The following is a 17,675-nucleotide window of genomic DNA, read 5'->3' as shown; positions in this document are numbered from 1 at the left end:
GAGGGCCGACTCGCCTGGGTTCGATCCGCGTGGGCCATTCCGCGCGGGCGAGATCCTCGCGATCGTCCTCCCGCCTACGCCGTCTCCCGCTCCCGACCGGACCCCTTGCGAGTGCGCCGCGACGTGACACCCGTGACCTGCACCCGTCCTCGCCCGGGACGCCGCATCGCCGCCGGCCGGGCCGGCGCATGAGGAGCCTCAAGGCCCTGGCGGGCGCCCTGACCGGCTGGTCGGAGCGCAACGGCGAGCCGCGCCGCCAGGTCGGCGTGCTGCCGCTCCGGACCCTGCCGGGCGGCGAGATGCAGGTCATGCTCATCACCTCCCGGGAGACCCGGCGCTGGGTGGTGCCGAAGGGCTGGCCGATGAAGGGGCTGAAGAATTACGAGGCTGCCGCCCGCGAGGCCTACGAGGAGGCGGGGCTGATCGGCCGGGTCGGCCGGCGGGCGCTCGGCAGCTACTTCTACCAGAAGCGCCTGAAGAGCCGCGACACGGTGCTGTGCCAGGTCCAGGTCTTCCGGCTGGAGGTGCGCAAGCAGCTCAAAACCTGGCCCGAGCAGCACGAGCGCGACTGCCGCTGGTTCAGCGTGCCGGACGCGGCGGAGGCGGTGACCGAGGCCGGGCTCGCCGCCCTGATCCGGGCGGCCGGCGCGGACGGCGCCAAGGCCAAGGCGAAGGTCAAGGCCGCCGCGCATGCGGGCTCCGCGGCCAAGGACGCGGTCGCCAAGGACGCTTCTGCCCGGGAAGCCTCCGCGAAGAGGCCTGCCGCTAAGGCATCGACCAGCCGGGAATCCGGCGGCAATGGCTCCGCCGCCAAGGGGCCGGCCGGCCGCGCGCCCTGACGGCAACGGTGCTATCGGGCCGTCATACGGCTCCGCTATAGCGGCAGGCTTTCCCGCGGGGGCCGACCCGGCGGCTCCCTCCCGACGAGTGCGGACGCGATGGCGATCATCCAGGCCTTCCAGGCCGGCGAATTCCTCAACTCGGTCCTGAGCCTGTTCTGCGCCTTCGTGCTCGGCACCCTGATCGGAGCGGAGCGCCAGTACCGCCAGCGCACGGCGGGCCTGCGCACCAACGTGCTGGTGGCGGTGGGGGCGGCGGCCTTCACCGATCTCGGCATGCGCATCGGCCACGCCGACGGGGCGATCCGCATCGTCGCCTACGTGGTCTCGGGCGTCGGGTTCCTGGGCGCCGGCGTGATCATGAAGGAGGGCATGAACGTCCGCGGCCTCAACACCGCCGCGACGCTGTGGTGCTCGGCTGCCGTCGGGGCACTCTCGGGCGTCGACCTCGCCGCCGAGGCCGCCCTCGTCACCGCCGCGGTGCTCGCCGGCAACACCCTGCTGCGGCCCCTGGTCAACGCCATCAACCGCATCCCGATCGACGAGCGCGACGCCGAGGCGACCTACGAGGTCCGCGCCACCACCGACACCGACCGCCTGTCCGAGGTGCGCGACCTCCTGGTCGAGCGCCTGGAGGCCGCCCACTATCCGGTGAGCGAGGTCGATGTCGAGGAGCGCGGCGATGACGACGTCGAGGTGGTCGCCACACTGGTCAGCACCGCGATCGAGCCGGAGGAAATCGAAGCGGTGATCGCCCGCCTCGGGGCGGCCGAGGGAATCCGCCGAGCGACCTGGACGGTCCGGACGACGGATTGACGGCGCCCGCTCGACCGAACGCGGAACCGGCCGCACCGGCGGCAACGGGCCCTCTCGCCGAGCCGAGATCGCCGCCGCCGCCCCGGGGCGGCGGCGGCGGGGCACCTATACAGCGGCCGACATGGCGGATCTAAGGTAGCCCGCCAGATCGTCGCCGTCGTAGGTCGGCACCTCGCACGGTATGCCGTCGAGCGGCGCGGGATGGACGATCGTGCCGATCACCGCTTCCGCCTTCGCCACGGCCGCTCCCAGCGCGTCCGCGATCACGGACGCGTCGAGGTGGGCAACCGATTCGATGTTCTTCGAACGCAGCGAGAGGTCCTTGTTGGCATAGGCGTTGGTGATCGTGTGCAATCCCGCGAACGCCATCTCGAGTGGGGGATAGCTCGGGTGCGGCGAGACCATCAGCGACAGGCCGACGCTCGCGGTGCTCAGCAGCTCGGCGTACTCGGCTAGGCTGAGCTTTCCGCGCACCTCGAGGTTGCGAACCTGTGAGACGGTAAGCGGATCGAAGCTCTCGCCTGCCGAGAGGATCCGCCACCGGCTCGCGGTGATCGGATCCGCCCGCTGCCACAATCCGAGCGCCTGGCAGATCAGCGGGAAGCAGTTCCTGTCCACCGACGGCCGGCCATAGACCAGGATGATCCGCTCGCGCGGCTGGGCGGTGAGGGCGGCCTCGATCACCGGGTTCAGCGCGAAGGGCAGAACGTACGCCTTCGACAGCCCGTAGCGCTCGGAGAAGTAGTTCGCGAATTCCTCAGCGTTCAGAACCGCGACGGTGTCCTGCGTCCGGCCGTAGGTCGATTCCGCGATGCCGAAACGGCTCGACCACGGATAGAAATACGACTCGTGGTCCTGGATCAGGTACACGACCGGGAGCTTGCGCCCATGCAGCCTCGCCTGGTCCTCCTGGAGAGCGTAGGCGGCGGCCGCGGTCCACCACGCCGTCGCGACGAAGATTTCGTTGCGCCGCACGCTCAGGAAGCCGCGCTGTCGCTCGCTGGCATCCACGACGACGCGCGGATGATCGTCCGACACCGCCGAGATCGGCAGCAGGCGGTACTCTGGGAAGGCCAGCATCGAAACGAGGTCGATGCGCTCCGAGATGCTGACGATCCGCAGGTCGACGTCGTCGCCCATCCGCTTGCCGAGGTCGGCAAAGAAGCGCAGGGCCGTCGTCAACCCGCCGAACGTCTTGATCGGCTGGAGCGTCGGCACGATCACCGTCAGGCGCGGCCGCGGATTCGGGTCGCGGCGCGCGAAGACGTTGTTCACCTCCGAGATGAGGGTCGCCTCCTTGAGCGGCGTCACGCGGTTGTTCAGCAACGGGCGATGCACGCGCGCCAGGGCGTCCTCGACCTGACCGACGCCCTGCACGGGCACCAGCATCTCGAACGGCACCTTCCACGGCCGCCCGACCTTCGCCCAGCGAAGCCCCGCGGACTCGGTCAGGTAGAGAAGCGAGCGCTCGATCGCGTGCGCCAGCGTCCCGTCGACCTGGCCTGCTTCCTCCGGGAAGTCCGACCACGTCAAGCCGAGATCGAGGAGGGACCGGATCGCCGCGGTCCGCATCCAGAAGAACGAGCTCGACGGGAACTCGAGCACCATGTCCTGCGTCAGCGTCACGCTGCAGCGACCGAGCAGGTCGCGCATCGTGCTGAAATTGTAGCCGAAGTTCAGAAGGTGCCGAACCGGAGCGAAGTGCTGCGAGAACACCGCGCCGACGTCATGGTTGTGCAGAACATGCAGGATCGAACGGACGACGTCCGGGGATCCGAGCAGATTGTCGAGCAGGAACTCGCGCCAATCGGCGAAGGCGCTGTCGTGGGGCGACTTCTTGGAATGAATGTGGAGGAAGATCTCGTACGATTTGAAGACGTCCGCGAAGCCGATGAGCATCGGCGCGATGTCGCGGCCACGGTTGGGGAAGACGCGGACATCGATCCGGCCGTTGTCGTAGTGTTCGAAGGCCGCGTGGATCGCGACCTGCTTCGCCTCGCTGTCAGTCGAGATGTAGATGTCGGCTGGAACCGGGATGCGGCGCAGCGCGTCGAGCAGCGATGGAGCGAGATCCGGGTAGAAGATGTGGGCGATGACCGCCACCCTCTCCGGCAGCGCGTACGGCGCATCGCCGACCGGGCGGAAGGGAACCTCGAGGGCGAGATCGGTCTCGTCGCTCGGGCGCACGCTGGTCGTTGCGCCGTAATACGTGGTAAGATGATCGCTCTGGATGTAGCGCTGCTTCGGGTTGGGGACCGGGCGGAACGGCGGCACGAAGCGATGGCGGCGGCGTTCCAGGTCGCTCGCGATCAGGGGCACGAGCTCGGGATTGCCTGAGAAGCTCGAGGCCCAGTCCTCTGCATCCATCTCGGATGCGAAGTCGCGCAACAGCTGGACCTTGAGGAACGGAAAGCCGCTCTCGACCAGGGTCCGCCAGCCGCGCAGGGTCGGATTAATTGGCAGGGCGTCGCTGACGGCCGTCGGATACATCACGTCCCAGGTTACGTCCGCGCCGTCCCAGCGCTCGATCGACCGGATCTCGTACTCGTGGATGACGGTCGACTTGTCGCGATTGCTGCGGACGCTATTCCAGAACTCGCGAATGGCCTGGTTCTTCAACCCCGACTGCGTGACGGCCGTGAAGTAGCTCATCAGGTGGCGGCGAACCTGATGGCTGTCTGTCAGCGCGACGATGTCCTTGTCGCTCTCCCGGCAGAACCTCAGGACCGCGGCGAGCCCTGCTGGATCGGTCGGCCCGTAGACGCTGTCGTTGGCCAGGATGGCCATGCGGGCACGCCAGATATCCGGGAACGCCGCGAGGGCGGTTGCCCAGGCGGCGAAGTCCCAGCCATGGTTGGTGCGGATGAGGATGCCGTCGATGAAGTCGAGCGTCGCCGGGATCGGCTCGCTCATGCCCTCCGTGACGATGACCAGAATCATCGACAGGCCCTCGCGGTGGAGGGCCTTCATGTAGGAAACGACGTAGTCCTCGATTCGCCCCTCGGCCGAGTACGCGACGAACAGGCAGACGTCGCGGTCGGCTAGGCTGGCCGGTGCCCGGACGATCTCATAGGGGATGTCGAGCGCGTCGCAATCGTGGGTGTGCCGGTCGACCGGACAGGTGATGTACCCCGCCTCCTTGCCGCCCATGCGCAGGAAATGCGTCAGGGGGTCGATCTTCCGCTGCTCGACCTCGGGGTAGCGAGCACGGTACCAGGCCGTATCGAAGTAAGGCGTCGGGTTGCGGCCCTCCCGCCATCCGGCCGTCGCGTAATGGACGAGCGGGTTGACCTCGCTCGCTGAGACGTCGCCGTTGATGAGGAGGTACCATTCGCTGAAGAAGAACGGATTCGGATCCCGACCCCGGAAGTCCGTCCGATCGACGTAGTCGACCAGGGGATTCTTGGTGTGCGCCAGGGTTTCGGGATGACGCTCGAAGTACCAGCGGGTCACGAAGAGCGGCGATGGATCACGCAATTCGCGCGCGCCGGACTGGAGAAAGTGGCACAGCGGATTGAGCTGATGCAGGGCGACGTCCTGGTAATGCTCGAGATACCAGGCCCCGTCGAACAAGGGGTGGGTCGAGCGGCGCCAGTTTGCCATGTCCTGCAGATAATCGAGCAGGGCAACCGGATTTTTTACATCGCCTTGCGATGCATACCACTCGGGATCGAACAGAGGATGCGGAGCGTAACCCCGCTGACCGCCTTCGAGTAGATAATGAACCAGTGGATTCAATCGGCTGTCGGCGACATCCGGATAGCGTTGCACATACCAGTCGGTGTCGAAGACCGAAATGGGATCTTTCCCTTCCCGGGCGCCATATTGGATATAATGAGCGATAGGATCGATGTGCTGTTCGGCAACGTCATGATATGAGTTGATATACCAAAATGCATCAAAAATAGATGATATTATTTTGTATTCGTCAATCTCGTGCGAGCCATGGTCGGTGAAATCATTTCCTTCGGTCATTCGATGTACCTGCCGGGTTTCCGTGACGTCCAAGGGCGAAAAAATCTCTGTTGCCACAACCGCAGATCTGTGTATCCGCATTACAAATCTGCGTTGTTAGCAGTGGTTATCTCTACCGCGATCTAACGTATTGGCGAATGCTAATCAATAGTTCGGCCCTGAGCCTAACCGCCTAATCGCTTCCTGAAACATCTCAGTCGCACGTGCGCGGTCGATTCGATAATATACTTCGCCATTTGCATCAGATAAATCGACGGCTGGTAGGAATGTGATCGAGTGATTCCGCAATGAAGATAGGGAAAATTGAACGTGATTTCCTTGCGGTACGGTTGCTATGACGGATCCTGGAGGAGAAAACAAAGTATTGTGCATTGCCGATCCTTCTTCTCCAATGACGACTCGCGCACGGCTAAATATTTTAATTTGATCTTGCCACGATAGTTGCTCTGGACATATAATATTAAAATCGTAGTCCTGCGCAATCTTCATAATTTCGTCTTCGTTGCGCAACGTACGGCGGCGACTCAAGGTAGATTGACGCTGTAGATGTCGAGATATATAGATGCGCTCCCCAGTATCGCTTGTATCGCTGGTCCCTGTGCAACGATCTACCAAGTCTGCAACAAATTCATTCATGATAGGATGGAATTCATGGGCTGCGTGCAAGAAAGTTGGTATAATTGCGTGATCAATCTTTACAAGATCGGCCCCTTGATCAAAATAGACAAAATCCTCGAGTTTCATGTCGAAGTAATCTAGCATGATATCGCGTGCCCACCGTGGTACCAAGTGTGGGAGGGCGATGCGCACTCCCGTATTGCGTAGATAGCGCCTCAAAAGCCAAAGTCGTGGCAGGTAATCCAGTAACCAATGACCATAAATCTGCGGCGCTTCTGCTGTGATAATAGCGACTGGACCTTCGATTTCACGGGTGACGAGCGGGCCACTATCAATGAAATCATCTCTTTGCCCATTTTCGATCATTCCTTTGACGTATGGCAACATAACTCCGGGATGCGAGAGCAGATGATCGTCATGAAAAATATATCCAGTATTGCGCAAAACCACATCGTGCATGGTGAAAAATCCGATATCGCCGGAGTGCCGTGCCCGGCTATTTTCATAGGCGGCAAAAGATATTTCTTCATTATTATTACCAATCGTAAAGCAATTTGGCGGAGACACATTGGTGTTTGAAAATATTCTCAATAGAAGATTTTTCTGGGGACGATCCGTTGGTATACTCCATGTGTTGGGATCTACATCTTGAATATCGACATTCAAATGCTTATAAATATTCGACATTTAATGCTCCAGCGGGAATTTTGATGATAGCGAGACTTTATATTTTTGCGACAAATCCGAGCGTGCGAGGTAACATGTGGAGCGAAACCGCCATAGTTCAGCGTCCGCCCGTTACACGGTTCTCCTACAATATGACCGGAGGCCCGGCTACTGCTTCGTCGCTAGCAGGTTTCCGGTAGCGTCACCCGCTTCGCGCGCCGACGCTGGATCGCCAGGAAGCTGCCGAAGGCGAGCCCGATGACGAGGAGCGACACGCCGGTCGTCACGGTGCCGAGCGCGTAGATCTCCGGCGTCGTCACCGTGGTGGTGAGGCCCTGGAGTTCGAGCGGCAGGGTGTTGCGCCCGCCGATCGCCTGGCTGGTGCGGGCGAGTTCGTCCCAGGACAGGGTGAAGCCGAACAGGGCCACGCCGACCAGCGACGGCAGGATGATCGGCACGACGACGTGACGCAACGATTGCGGGCCGGTGGCGCCGAGGTCGCGGGCTGCCTCCTCGTAGGCCGGGTTGAAGCGGTTGAACACCGCGAACATGATGAGGAGGCCAAAGGGCAGGGTCCAGGTCAGGTGCGCGCCCAAGCCTGAGGTGAACAGCCCCATCACGGTACCGTGGTCCTGCAGAAAGCCCCAGCCGGTCCGGGCGGCGAGCGCCTTGATCCCTTCGTCGATCAGCCGGAACTCGAGGCCGATGCCGAGCGACACCACGATCGAGGGTACGATCAGGCTCGCCACGGCGACGTAGAACAGCGGCGTCTGGCCGAGGAAGCCCTTGCGGAAAGCGAGCCCCGCGAAGAACGCGATCGTGACGGTGAGCCCCATCACCACGAGGCCGAGCGCCAGCGAGCGCCGGAACGCCGCCCAGATGTCGACGACGCCGAGCCCGGCCCACAGGCGCGAGAACCAGAAGGTCGAGACCCCGTTCATCGGGAAGGTGAGGCCGCCCTGCGGTCCCTGGAAGCTGAGCGCCAGGATCGTCAGGGTCGGCCCGTACAGGAAGAGCACGAACAGCCCGAAGACGGAGGCGAGCACGTAGAACGAGAAGGGGCGGGGGCCGTCGCGGCGCATGCCTCAGAGCTCCCGGCGCAGGTCGATCAGGCGGGTGAGGCCTGCGATCAGCAGCATCACGGCGCCGAGCAGCACCACCGCGTTGGCGGCGGCCGCGGGAAATTGCAGGTAGGCCATCTGCACCTGGATCACCTTGCCGACCGAGGCGATCTGCTGGCCGCCCATCACACCCACGGTGACGAAGTCGCCCATGATCAGGGTGAGCACGAAGATCGACCCGATGGCGATGCCGGGCTTGCACAGCGGCACGATGACGTTCCACAGCGTCTGCCAGGGCGTGGCGCCGGCATCACTGGCCGCCTCAATCAAGGAGCGGTCGATCCGCATCATCGAGTTGAAGATCGGCACGATCATGAACACCGTATCCAGGTGGATGAAGGCGAGCACCACCGAGAAATCGGAGTAGAGCAGGCCCTCGATCGGGGTGCGGATCAGGCCGAGACCCATCAGCGTGTCGTTGACGAGCCCGTTGCGGCCGAGCAGCGGCACCCAGGCGATCATCCGGATCACGTTCGAGGTCCAGAACGGAATGGTGCAGATCAGGAACAGCACCGTCTGCATCGCCGTCGAGCGGACGTGGAAGGCGACGAAGTAGGCCACTGTGAAGCCGATCGTGAGCGTCGCGGCCCAGCCGAGCAGGCAGAACTTCAGCGTCGACAGGTAGGTCCGGAAGGTGGTGCAGAGGTCACCCCCCGACAGGCAGCCCTCGAACACGTCGGCGTAGTTCTGGAGCGTGAAGGCCGGGATGATCTCGTACTCGTTGTACTCCCAGAAGCTGACGACCAGGGCCAGCGCCAGCGGCACCACGAAGAACACGAGGAAGACGAGCCCGAGCAGCATCGCCTGCCAATAGGCCAGCCGCCGCTGGCGGCGCGTCGCGGCGGCGAGGCCCATGGGGGTGAAGGCGGCTGGTGCCGCCTCCGGGAGGGCGTGAGTGGAGGTGGCCGCATTGCTCATGCGGCGATGAACTCGTTCCACTTGCGGACCATGTAGGTGTTCTCGTCCATCACCGAGTTCCAGCAGGCGACGGCGCCCATGCGGCTCTCGAACGAGCCGCCGTCGCGCAGCGCGCCGGCCTTCTCCATGATGGTGCCGTCCGGCGCCTTGATGTCCTTCTCGGCCGGCTTGCCCTCCATCCAGAATGCCCATTCGTAGGGCTCCATGTGGGCTTTTGCCGTTTCCAGCACCGCCGAGTAGTAGCCCTGGCGATTCAGATAGGCACCGGCCCAGCCGGACAGGAACCAGTTGATGAAATCGTAGGCAGCGTCGAGCTTCTTGCCGGTCAGGGTCTTGGGCAGGCCGAAGCCGGTGGCCCAGGCGCGGTAGCCTTCCTTCAGCGGCTGGTAGGTGCAGGCGACGCCCTGCGAGCGCACCTTGGTGACGGCGGGCGACCACATCGACTGGATCACCGTCTCGCCCGAGGCCATCAGGTTCACGGATTCGTTGAAGTCCTGCCAGAAGGCGCGGAACTGGCCGGCACGCTTGGCCTCGATCAGCACCTTCATGGTGCGGTCGATCTCGGCCTTCGTCATGTTGCCTTTGTCGGGATAGGTGTAGTCGCCGGTGGCCTCCACCACCATCGCGGCGTCCATGATGCCGATCGACGGGATGTTGAGCATCGAGGCTTTGCCCTTGAACTCGGGGTTCAGGAGTTCCTTCCACGACGTGATCGGGCGCTTGATCAGGTCGGGCCGGATGCCCAGCGTGTCGGCATTATAGGTGGTCGGGATCAGGGTAATCCACTCGGTCGGCGACGAGGCGAACTTGGTCGAAGTTTGGCCCTCGAGGTAGAACACCTTCTTGGGCGCCGTGCCCTGGTCGCCGATCTTCTTGCCGACCACCTCGCCCTTGGTGAAGACCGGGGTGATCTTGTCGGCGTTCTTGATCCGGCGCGCGTCCATGCCGACGAGGTTGCCCGACGGCATCAGCTTCTTGAGGCTGAAATACTCCGAATCGACGATGTCAAACGAGTTCGGCTGGGTGACGACGCGCTTCGAGACCTCGTCGGTCACGACCGGGATGTACTCGATCGTGATGCCGAGATCCTCCTTCACCTTGCGGGCGATGTCGCCGCTCTGGTTCACGGCGGTGCCGAGGTAGCGCAGCGTCACCGGCTCGGCGGCGATGATCGCCGGAAAGCCCGTGATGACGCCCGAGCCCGCGGCGAGGCCGGCCGCGGCGCCGGCGCCCTGCAGCAGCGTGCGGCGCGACAGGCGAGGTGTCTTCATCTCGGTCATGGTGGATTCTCCCCTCTTTGAAAGTCGTCAGGCGTCGAGGCGGTGGGCCTCGTTCGCCGGCCAGCCCACCCGCACCGTGTCTCCGAGGGCGAGGGGGTGGCCGGCATAGGCGTGGTCGCTCAGGATCGCCGTGAGCGGCGCATTCGGTTCGGCGGCGAGGTCGGGCGCCTCCAGGCTCACGTGGACGGTGCTGCCCTGGTACTCGACCGCGACGACGCGGGCGCTTCTCGCCTCCGGGCCAGCCTCCGCCCCGAGGCGCATCCGGTCGGCCCGCACGGCGATGCGCCGGTCGGGCATTGCGATGACGTTGTGGCCGCCGATGAAGCGGGCGACGAAGGCGGTGGCCGGGCGCTCGAACACCGTGCGGGGATCGGCCGCCTGCTCGATGCGGCCGCCATTCATCACCACCACGAGGTCGGACAGCGCCATCGCCTCCTCCTGGCTGTGGGTGACGTGCACGAAGGTGATGCCGAGTTCGCTTTGCAGCCGCTTCAGCTCCGTCCGCATCCGCACCCGCAGGAACGGGTCGAGGGCCGAGAGCGGCTCGTCGAGGAGCAGCACCTTCGGGCCGGTGACGAGGGCACGCGCCAGCGCCACCCGCTGCTGCTGGCCGCCCGAGAGCTGCGCCGGCAGGCGCCCGGCGAGGTGGTCCATCTGGACGAGCGCCAGCATCGCCTCGGCGCGCTTGATCCGCTCGGCCTTCGGGACGCCCCGCATCTTCAGCCCGAAGGCGACGTTGTCGCGGCAGGTGAGGTGGGGGAACAGCGCGTAGCTCTGGAACATCATCGCGGTGCCGCGCTGGGCCGGCGGCAGGTCGCCGACCGCCTTGGGGCCGATCACCACGTCGCCCGACGACACCGTCTCGTGCCCGGCGATCATCCGGAGCGTCGTGGTCTTGCCGCAGCCGGAGGGGCCGAGCAGGCAGCAATACGAGCCGGAGCGGATCTTCAGGTTGATGCCGTCAACCGCGACGGTGTCGCCGTAGCGCTTGGTCAGGCTGGCGAGTTCGATGTCCAACGAGAAAGCCCCCCACGGCGTGCTGCCCTTGCCAAAAACTCAAGCAAGGTGCGGGCCAGCGCTAGCGGGGGCCGGGCCGGCGGCGCAGGCGCCGATCCGCGCAGCCGGCTCGGCAATTCCCGGTCGCGAGCCTGTTGCAATGCGCCGGGCGATCCGCTATCCCCCCGCTCGTCTTCGGCGCATCCCGAACCGCCCGGCCTTGAAGCCACGGGCGGGACGAGCGGCGCAGACGGGCCGTTGTAGCTCAGTGGTAGAGCGCGTCATTGGTAATGACGAGGTCGGGAGTTCAATCCTCCCCAGCGGCACCATTTTCACCGTGAAAGTCTCGAGATTTCGCTCGGTGTGTCTGACAGCTGCCGATCCCTTCCGGGAGGGCAGCGAGGCACCGGCGCGCCGTTGTAGCTCAGTGGTAGAGCGCGTCATTGGTAATGACGAGGTCGGGAGTTCAATCCTCCCCAGCGGCACCATTCTCTCCTTCCCGCCCGGTCTTCGCGCTCTCACCTCGCGCTTCGGTGCCCTGCGCGCGATCGGCTCAAGCTCGCCTTAACCCCCGGCCGCCAATCGTCGCTGCGCAACGGCCGCCGCTCGGCCGCTCGGGTGGGGAGCAAAAGCCGCATGGGCATATCGGTCGTCGCACGCGCGGGCCTGCGCGCGCCGTTCCTGCTATACGGCGTGCTGTGCTTCTGCTTCGGTGGGGGCGATGTACCTGGCCGGCGTGCTGCTGATCTTCTTGCGCTACCTGCTGCGCCTGCACGCCCTGCTCGATCCGGTCGCGGAGGCGCTGGTGTGGTACAGCGGGATCCCGATCCTCGCCGGCATCGTGCTGTCGCTGTTCGACCTTCCGTGCCTGCTCCGGCGCAAGAAGCCCGACGTGCCGGCGCGCTTCGAGCCCTTGCGCGACTCCCGCGTGACCGTGGCGCTCACAGCCTACAACGACGAGAACAGCATCGGCGGTGCCGTCGCCGACTTCCTGAGTCACCCGCTCGTTGCCCGGGTGATCGTGGTGAGCAACGCCAGCTGCGACCGGACCCTCACGGTGGCGCAGAACGCCGGCGCGATCGTGTTCGACGAGACGCGGCGCGGCTACGGGCGCTGCGTGTTCCGCTGCCTGTCCGAGGCGGTGCGCCACACCGACACCGACCTCGTGGTGCTGTGCGAGGGCGACGCCACCTTCCGCGCCTACGACATCGACAAGCTGGTCGCCTACGCGCCGCACGCCGACATCGTCAACGGAACCCGCATGATCGAGCCCCTGCGTCAGTACCTGACGCAGCTCAGCACCTTCATGTTCTACTGCAATCTGTTCGTCGACAAGCTGCTCGAGGCCAAGCATCTCGGGCGCGGCACCGTCACGGATGTCGGCAAGACCTACAAGCTGTGTCGGCGCGAGCCGCTGGCGGGGCTGCTCGACGGGCTGGACCCGGCCGTCAACCTCGAGTTCAACGCCCACTTCCTCGATACCGCGCTCGCCCGCGGCCTCACCCTGATCGAATGCCCGGTCACGTTCCACTCCCGCATCGGCGTGAGCAAGGGCGGCAACGTCAGCAACTGGCGCAGCTTCACCGTCGGCTCGCGGATGATCCTCGGGCTTCTGTCCGACTGGCGGCGCCTCGCGTGAGCGGCCAGGGCAGCCCGGGCGGCGAGGGCGACTACCACGGCTCGCGCCTCGCCGAGGATCCGCGCCGCGACGTGCTGTGGCGGGCCCTGTGGCGCTACCACTTCCGCCACAGCATCGCGCAGGAGGCCTGCGTCCTCGATCTCGGGGCGGGCTATGCGAGCTTCATCAACGTCGTGACCGCCCAGCGGCGCATCGCGGTCGACCGCTGGCCCGGTCTGGCGCACCACGTCGCGCCCGGTGTCGAAGCGGTGGTGGCCTCGATCACGGACCTCGGCGCGATCGAGGCCGGATGCGTCGACTTCGCCTTCGCGTCGAACCTGTTCGAGCACCTGCCGCAGGACGTCGCCGTCGAGACCCTCGTCGCTTTGCGCTGGGTGCTCGCCCCCGGCGGCCGCCTGACCCTGCTGCAGCCGAACTATCGCTACGCCTACCCCGAGTACTTCGACGACTACACCCACGTCGCGGTCTACTCGCACCACAGCCTGCCGGACTTCCTGCGCGCGCATGGCTGGGTCGTCGAGGAGGTGCGCCCGCGCTTCCTGCCGCCCACCATCAAGTCGCGCCTGCCGGTCTGGCCGGCCCTGATCGGCGCCTACCTGAGGTCGCCGGTCAAGCCGCTCGGCAAGCAGATGCTGGTCGTGGCACGCCCGGGGCAGGCGGCGTGACTGGGCGGGCAGCGCACGGGAGCCCGGGCGGGGTCCTGGGCCGGACGTTGGATCGGGTCCTGCACCCCGTCTTCGCCACGGCAATCCTCGCCGCCAGCGCCGCGCTGCTCGTGTTCGCGGCGGCGTCCCTCGCAGGGACGGGGGCGGCGATCCTGCACTACCCCTACGGAGGCGAGTACGGCGAGGGCATCGTCTGGCAGCAGATGCGCGACGTCCTTTCCGGCCGCGCCTATGCCCCGCTCGGGGTCTTTCCCGCCCTCGTCTACCACTACCCGCCGGTCTATCACCTTGCCGCCGGCCTGCTCGCCCGGGCGGCAGGCCTCGAAGAACTCCTCTCCGGCCGCCTCGTCAGCCTCGGCGCCACGGTCGCGGCGGCGTTCCTCGTCGGGGTCCTGACCCACGACGCCCTGCGGCCGACGGAGGCGCGGCTCGTGCGCCTCGGCTGCGCCGTGATGGCGGGCCTGGTCTGCTTCGTGCTGGCGCCCGTGGGTATGCCTCGAACGGCATTCTCTTCAACCACGAGAGCCCTCTGCGCGGCGAAACCTTCGTTACGCGAAAGATCATCCGCGCGGCCGCGGCCATCAAGCTGATGCTGCAGCAGGAGTAGCCGGACGACTACGTGCTCGCCACGGGCGAGACGACGACCGTGCGCGACTTCGTGGAATGGTCGTTCTCGGCAGTCGATATCGGCCTACGATGGGAGGGCAGCAGCGTCGATGAGAAGGACTATTGCACGTCCTCCAGGCGATGCCTAATCGAGAGCTACCCCCGCTACTTCCGGCCGACCGAGGTCGACCTGCTACTCGGGGACCCATCCAAAGCCCGAGATAAGCTGAACTGGACGCATGAGACGTCGGCTCGCGAACTCGCGCGGGAGATGGTCGAGGCGGATCTGGTCGTCATGAAGGACGCTCCGATCGCGAAAGGCGTGTAGGATGAGCAAGCAATTCCCGTTCTCGGGGAAGAGGGCCTTCGTGGCCGGTCATCGCGGGATGGTCGGTTACGCCATTGTGCGGCGCCTGGAATCGGAAGGGTGCGAGATCCTCGTCGCGGATCGCTGCGAGGTCGATCTGCGGGAGCAGGGCGCGGTCCGGAACTGGTTCGCGCGCAGGCGGCCCGACGTCGTCTTCCTGGCCACCGCTAAGGTTGGCGGCATCTTCGCCAACTCGCAGTTTCCGGCCGATTTTCTCTACGACAATCTTGTTATTGAGATGAACGTCATCGAGGCGGCACACCGCAACAACGTCGAGAAGCCGCTCTTTCTCGGTTCGAGCTGCATCTACCCCAAGTTCGCGCCGCAGCCTATTCTGGAAGACGCCCTACTGACCGGCTCCCTCGAGCCGACGAACGAGTGGTATGCCGTGGCGAAGATCGCCGGGCTCAAGCTCTGCGAGGCCTACCGGCGCCAGCATGGCCGAGATTACATCTTCGTGATGCCGACCAACCTGTACGGTCCGAGCGACAACTTCGACCTGTCCTCCAGCCACGTCATGCCGGCGCTGATGCGCAAGACCCATCAGGCTAAGCTGACTCGAGACCCGCAGATCCATGTCTGGGGCACAGGCTCGCCGCGGCGGGAATCCCTGCACGTCGACGATCTCGCCGATGCCTGCGTCTTCCTGATGAAGACCTATTCGGGCGACCAGCACGTCAACGTCGGAAGCGGCGAGGACATCCCGATCAGCGGTCTCGTCAAGCTGGTCTGCGATACGGTCGGATACGAGAGTGGCATCCGATACGATACCTCGAAGCCGGATGGGACGCCGCGCAAACTGATGTCGAGTGACATGATCCGCGCGATGGGATGGCGGCCCCGGATCGGCCTCTCAGAGGGGATTGCGAGCACCTATCGGTGGTTCCTCGATCACCGCGCGGGCTGAAGCACTCGGTTTCGTCGTTCCCACGATCGAAGGAGCCCAGTCATACGAGCGACGAGATCTACCTGGCGCTCCGCGATAAAGCTGCTCCTCCGGCGGAAGGTTGGCCTTGGCTACCTCGTTCTTCATGTCTGTCACGACGATCGGTCGCCCAGCGTGGTCCGATCGGTTCCTATGGAGAACGCCGCGGCCGGGCGGCGGGTTCAAATTCTATCATGACGTCGTCGATAACACGTGTGGGCATAGCGGCCGCTCGGATAAGGATTCGCTCGTCGTAGCGAACAAAGCAAAGGACAAGTCAGAGGTCCAGCCGACATGCGACGCTGCAGGCTAATACACAAGTAGGAGAAGGTTATGACCGGTGACTACGTTGATCTCGTCTATCCAGTGATCCTGTGCGGCGGATTCGGGACGCGGCTGTAGCCAGCATCCCGCGAGAGCTTCCCCAAGCAGTTCATCCCCCTCGCTGAGCCCGGGCGTTCGTCGTTCCAGGCTACCGCCGCGCGGCTCTCCGACGCCGCCACCTTCGCCCGTCCGGCGGTCGTGACCGCCAACGACACCCGCTTCCTGGTCGCCGAACAACTCGCTCAGGGCGAGATCGAGGCCAACATCCTCCTTGAGCCGTGCCGGCGTGATTCCGCCCCGGCGGTCGCGGTCGCGACGCTACACGTCGCCGCCCGCGATTCCGAAGCCCTATTGCTGATCCTGCCCGCTGACCACGCGATCAGCGACGACGCGGCTTTCGCCGCCGCCGTCCGCGCCGCCCGCGCCGGTCACATCATGACGCTCGGCATTGCGCCAACCCACCCTTCCACCGCATACGGTTATATCCAGCCCGGCCATACGCTGCCCGGCGAGGCCTGCGCCCATGCCGTCGCCCGCTTCCTCGAGAAGCTAGACGCATCCTGCGCCACCAACCTGATCGCCGCGGGCGCCCTGTGGAACGGCGGCTACATCCTGTTCCGCGCCGACGTCATGCTCGACGAACTCGAGGCCCGCGCCTCGGCGGTGCTCGCGGCCGCCCGCGAGGCCGTCGCGACGGCTACCCGCGACCTCGACTTCGTACGCCTGGACGCGGCGGCCTTCGCGCGGGCACCGCAGATCTCGATCGACTACGCAGTGATGGAGCGGACTAGCCGGGCCGGCGTGCTGCTGGTGAGCTTCCCGTGGTCGGACATCGGCACCTGGGGTGCGCTGTGGGAGATCTCGGCTCGGGACTCCGATAGCAACGCGCTGCGCGGCCGCGTGGCGGTGCACGACACCCGCAACAGCCTGGTCCATTCCTCCGGCGAGATCCTGACCACGGTGGTCGGCCTCGACGACGTGGTGGTGGTGGCGACCGACGACGCGGTGCTAGTGACGAGCCGCAGCGCCGGAGCGGAGGTGAAGGGCCTGGTCGAGACCCTGCGGCGAGGGGGGCGAGCCGGAGGCAGATGCCCACCGGCTGATGTACCGTCCGTGGGGCTCCTACCAGCGCATCGACATCGGGGGCCGGTTCGGGGTGAAGCGGATCACCGTGAAGCCGGGCGGCCGGCTGTCGCTGCAGAAGCATTATCACCGGGCCGAGCACTGGGTGGTGGTGCGGGGCACGGCGGAGGTGACGGTGGACGGTGTGGTGCGGCTGGTGCACGAGAACGAGGCGGCGCACCTGCCGATCGGGTGCGTGCACCGTCTGGCCAACCCGGGCAAGATCCCGCTCGACCTGATCAAGGTCCAGGTCGGGAGCTACACAGGCGAGGACGACATCATTCGTATTGAGGACGTCTACGGCCGGCAGGGGAGCCAAACGGCATAATCCTTCGTACGACATGGTCGTGGCTTTGCCATCCACGTTGTCGCTGGTCGGCGTCTGCTCGCGAGGGGCGGAAGGTCGTGATACCAGCGCGGCGTGACCATCCAGCACGGATCGCACACGGGTCGAGTTGGGAACAAAGGGGAGCGGATAAGGCCCGCAGCCCACTTGGAGCGTTTAACAGAACCGCCTGAACTGGCGGAGGGTGATGAGGCTGGCTTGCCGGAGCGTGAAAGCCTCGTAGATGTCGGCGCGCCGCTCATAGCGGACGGGCAAGCGGCGGGCACGGTTGAACCAGGCGTGGCTGCGCTCGACCACCCAGCGATGCCGCCCGAGCCTGTCGCTTCTCTCGATACCGCGCCGGGCAATCCGCGGTCTGATCCCGCGTGCCCGGCACTCCCGACGCCGCGCTCTGGCATCATAGGCCTTGTCGGCGTGCAGCTTGTCGGGGCGCTGGCGGGGGCGTCCACGCC

Annotated in this window: 12 protein-coding genes, 2 tRNA genes and 3 pseudogenes; 10 read left to right on the top strand and 7 right to left on the bottom strand. The window is 65.4% G+C overall.

The genetic code is table 11. The features are described from left to right. Positions 1-188 precede the first annotated feature (188 nt). Together V3T34_RS11710 and V3T34_RS11705 are read left to right on the top strand one after the other, a co-directional pair. Positions 189-668, top strand: a pseudogene (locus V3T34_RS11710) (NUDIX hydrolase); the annotation flags it as partial. 270 nt (positions 669-938) lie between these two features. Further along, positions 939-1,655, top strand: a complete 717-nt coding sequence (locus V3T34_RS11705) for an MgtC/SapB family protein (RefSeq protein WP_331369181.1) — start codon at positions 939-941, stop codon at positions 1,653-1,655. Between the two features lie 105 nt (positions 1,656-1,760). Here the strand turns inward: V3T34_RS11705 and V3T34_RS11700 are convergent, their stop codons facing one another. The 6 genes from V3T34_RS11700 to V3T34_RS11675 form a co-directional block, all read right to left on the bottom strand. Then, positions 1,761-5,630, bottom strand: a complete 3,870-nt coding sequence (locus tag V3T34_RS11700; protein ID WP_331369180.1) for a rhamnosyltransferase WsaF family glycosyltransferase — start codon at positions 5,628-5,630, stop codon at positions 1,761-1,763. 144 nt (positions 5,631-5,774) lie between these two features. Continuing rightward, a complete protein-coding gene (locus V3T34_RS11695) occupies positions 5,775-6,935 on the bottom strand; it encodes a glycosyltransferase family 61 protein (RefSeq protein ID WP_331369179.1) in 1,161 nt (386 codons plus the stop codon). A gap of 161 nt (positions 6,936-7,096) precedes the next feature. Further along, complete coding sequence (locus tag V3T34_RS11690) at positions 7,097-7,996, bottom strand: ABC transporter permease (RefSeq protein ID WP_331369178.1); 900 nt, start codon at positions 7,994-7,996, stop codon at positions 7,097-7,099. Between the two features lie 3 nt (positions 7,997-7,999). After that, positions 8,000-8,953: an ABC transporter permease gene (locus tag V3T34_RS11685; protein WP_331369177.1), complete on the bottom strand. Its 954-nt coding sequence runs from the start codon at positions 8,951-8,953 to the stop codon at positions 8,000-8,002. Then, complete coding sequence (locus V3T34_RS11680; RefSeq protein WP_331369176.1) at positions 8,950-10,233, bottom strand: ABC transporter substrate-binding protein; 1,284 nt, start codon at positions 10,231-10,233, stop codon at positions 8,950-8,952. Before V3T34_RS11680 ends, V3T34_RS11685 begins: the two co-directional genes overlap by 4 nt. Positions 10,234-10,260: 27 nt before the next feature. Beyond that, positions 10,261-11,250, bottom strand: a complete 990-nt coding sequence (locus V3T34_RS11675; protein WP_331369175.1) for an ABC transporter ATP-binding protein — start codon at positions 11,248-11,250, stop codon at positions 10,261-10,263. A 233-nt stretch (positions 11,251-11,483) separates the two neighbouring features. Here V3T34_RS11675 and V3T34_RS11670 point away from each other — a divergent pair. From V3T34_RS11670 to V3T34_RS11635, 8 genes and pseudogenes are all read left to right on the top strand, one after another. Beyond that, a tRNA-Thr gene (locus tag V3T34_RS11670) sits at positions 11,484-11,558 on the top strand. Positions 11,559-11,642: 84 nt separating this feature from the next. Continuing rightward, positions 11,643-11,717, top strand: a tRNA-Thr gene (locus tag V3T34_RS11665). Positions 11,718-11,950: 233 nt separating this feature from the next. Continuing rightward, the gene (locus V3T34_RS11660) at positions 11,951-12,868 is read left to right on the top strand and encodes a glycosyltransferase (protein WP_331369174.1); all 918 of its coding nucleotides are present in this window, start codon (positions 11,951-11,953) and stop codon (positions 12,866-12,868) included. After that, positions 12,865-13,533: a class I SAM-dependent methyltransferase gene (locus V3T34_RS11655; RefSeq protein WP_331369173.1), complete on the top strand. Its 669-nt coding sequence runs from the start codon at positions 12,865-12,867 to the stop codon at positions 13,531-13,533. Before V3T34_RS11660 ends, V3T34_RS11655 begins: the two co-directional genes overlap by 4 nt. 47 nt (positions 13,534-13,580) lie before the next feature. Then, on the top strand, positions 13,581-14,123 hold the full coding sequence (locus V3T34_RS11650) for a hypothetical protein (RefSeq protein WP_331369172.1): 543 nt from the start codon (positions 13,581-13,583) through the stop codon (positions 14,121-14,123). Next, positions 14,024-14,467, top strand: a pseudogene (locus V3T34_RS11645) (GDP-mannose 4,6-dehydratase); the annotation flags it as partial. The gene V3T34_RS11650 and the pseudogene V3T34_RS11645, both read left to right, overlap by 100 nt. A 1-nt stretch (position 14,468) precedes the next feature. Then, positions 14,469-15,413 (top strand): GDP-L-fucose synthase, encoded by a 945-nt coding sequence (gene fcl, locus V3T34_RS11640; RefSeq protein WP_331369171.1) that lies wholly within the window; start codon positions 14,469-14,471, stop codon positions 15,411-15,413. A 453-nt stretch (positions 15,414-15,866) separates the two neighbouring features. Then, positions 15,867-17,205: pseudogene (locus tag V3T34_RS11635) on the top strand (mannose-1-phosphate guanylyltransferase/mannose-6-phosphate isomerase). A gap of 174 nt (positions 17,206-17,379) precedes the next feature. Here V3T34_RS11635 and V3T34_RS11630 read toward each other — a convergent pair. Further along, positions 17,380-17,675: transposase (locus tag V3T34_RS11630; RefSeq protein WP_331369170.1), on the bottom strand; the 296-nt coding region annotated here is incomplete at its 5' end.

This window comes from Methylobacterium ajmalii (genome assembly GCF_036448855.1).
Classification (GTDB): Bacteria; Pseudomonadota; Alphaproteobacteria; order Rhizobiales; family Beijerinckiaceae; genus Methylobacterium; species Methylobacterium ajmalii.
Note: the sequence above shows the minus strand (reverse complement) of the source record. Positions and strands in the feature narration are given on the sequence as shown.

What these genes read in the sequence shown, in the direction of transcription:
- fcl (WP_331369171.1), top strand. Translation starts at nt 14,469, where the DNA reads ATGAGCAAGCAATTCCCGTTCTCGGGGAAGAGGGCCTTCGTGGCCGGT.
- V3T34_RS11705 (WP_331369181.1), top strand. Translation starts at nt 939, where the DNA reads ATGGCGATCATCCAGGCCTTCCAGGCCGGCGAATTCCTCAACTCGGTC.
- V3T34_RS11660 (WP_331369174.1), top strand. Translation starts at nt 11,951, where the DNA reads ATGTACCTGGCCGGCGTGCTGCTGATCTTCTTGCGCTACCTGCTGCGC.
- V3T34_RS11690 (WP_331369178.1), bottom strand. Translation starts at nt 7,996, where the DNA reads ATGCGCCGCGACGGCCCCCGCCCCTTCTCGTTCTACGTGCTCGCCTCC.
- V3T34_RS11700 (WP_331369180.1), bottom strand. Translation starts at nt 5,630, where the DNA reads ATGACCGAAGGAAATGATTTCACCGACCATGGCTCGCACGAGATTGAC.
- V3T34_RS11695 (WP_331369179.1), bottom strand. Translation starts at nt 6,935, where the DNA reads ATGTCGAATATTTATAAGCATTTGAATGTCGATATTCAAGATGTAGAT.
- V3T34_RS11685 (WP_331369177.1), bottom strand. Translation starts at nt 8,953, where the DNA reads ATGAGCAATGCGGCCACCTCCACTCACGCCCTCCCGGAGGCGGCACCA.
- V3T34_RS11680 (WP_331369176.1), bottom strand. Translation starts at nt 10,233, where the DNA reads ATGACCGAGATGAAGACACCTCGCCTGTCGCGCCGCACGCTGCTGCAG.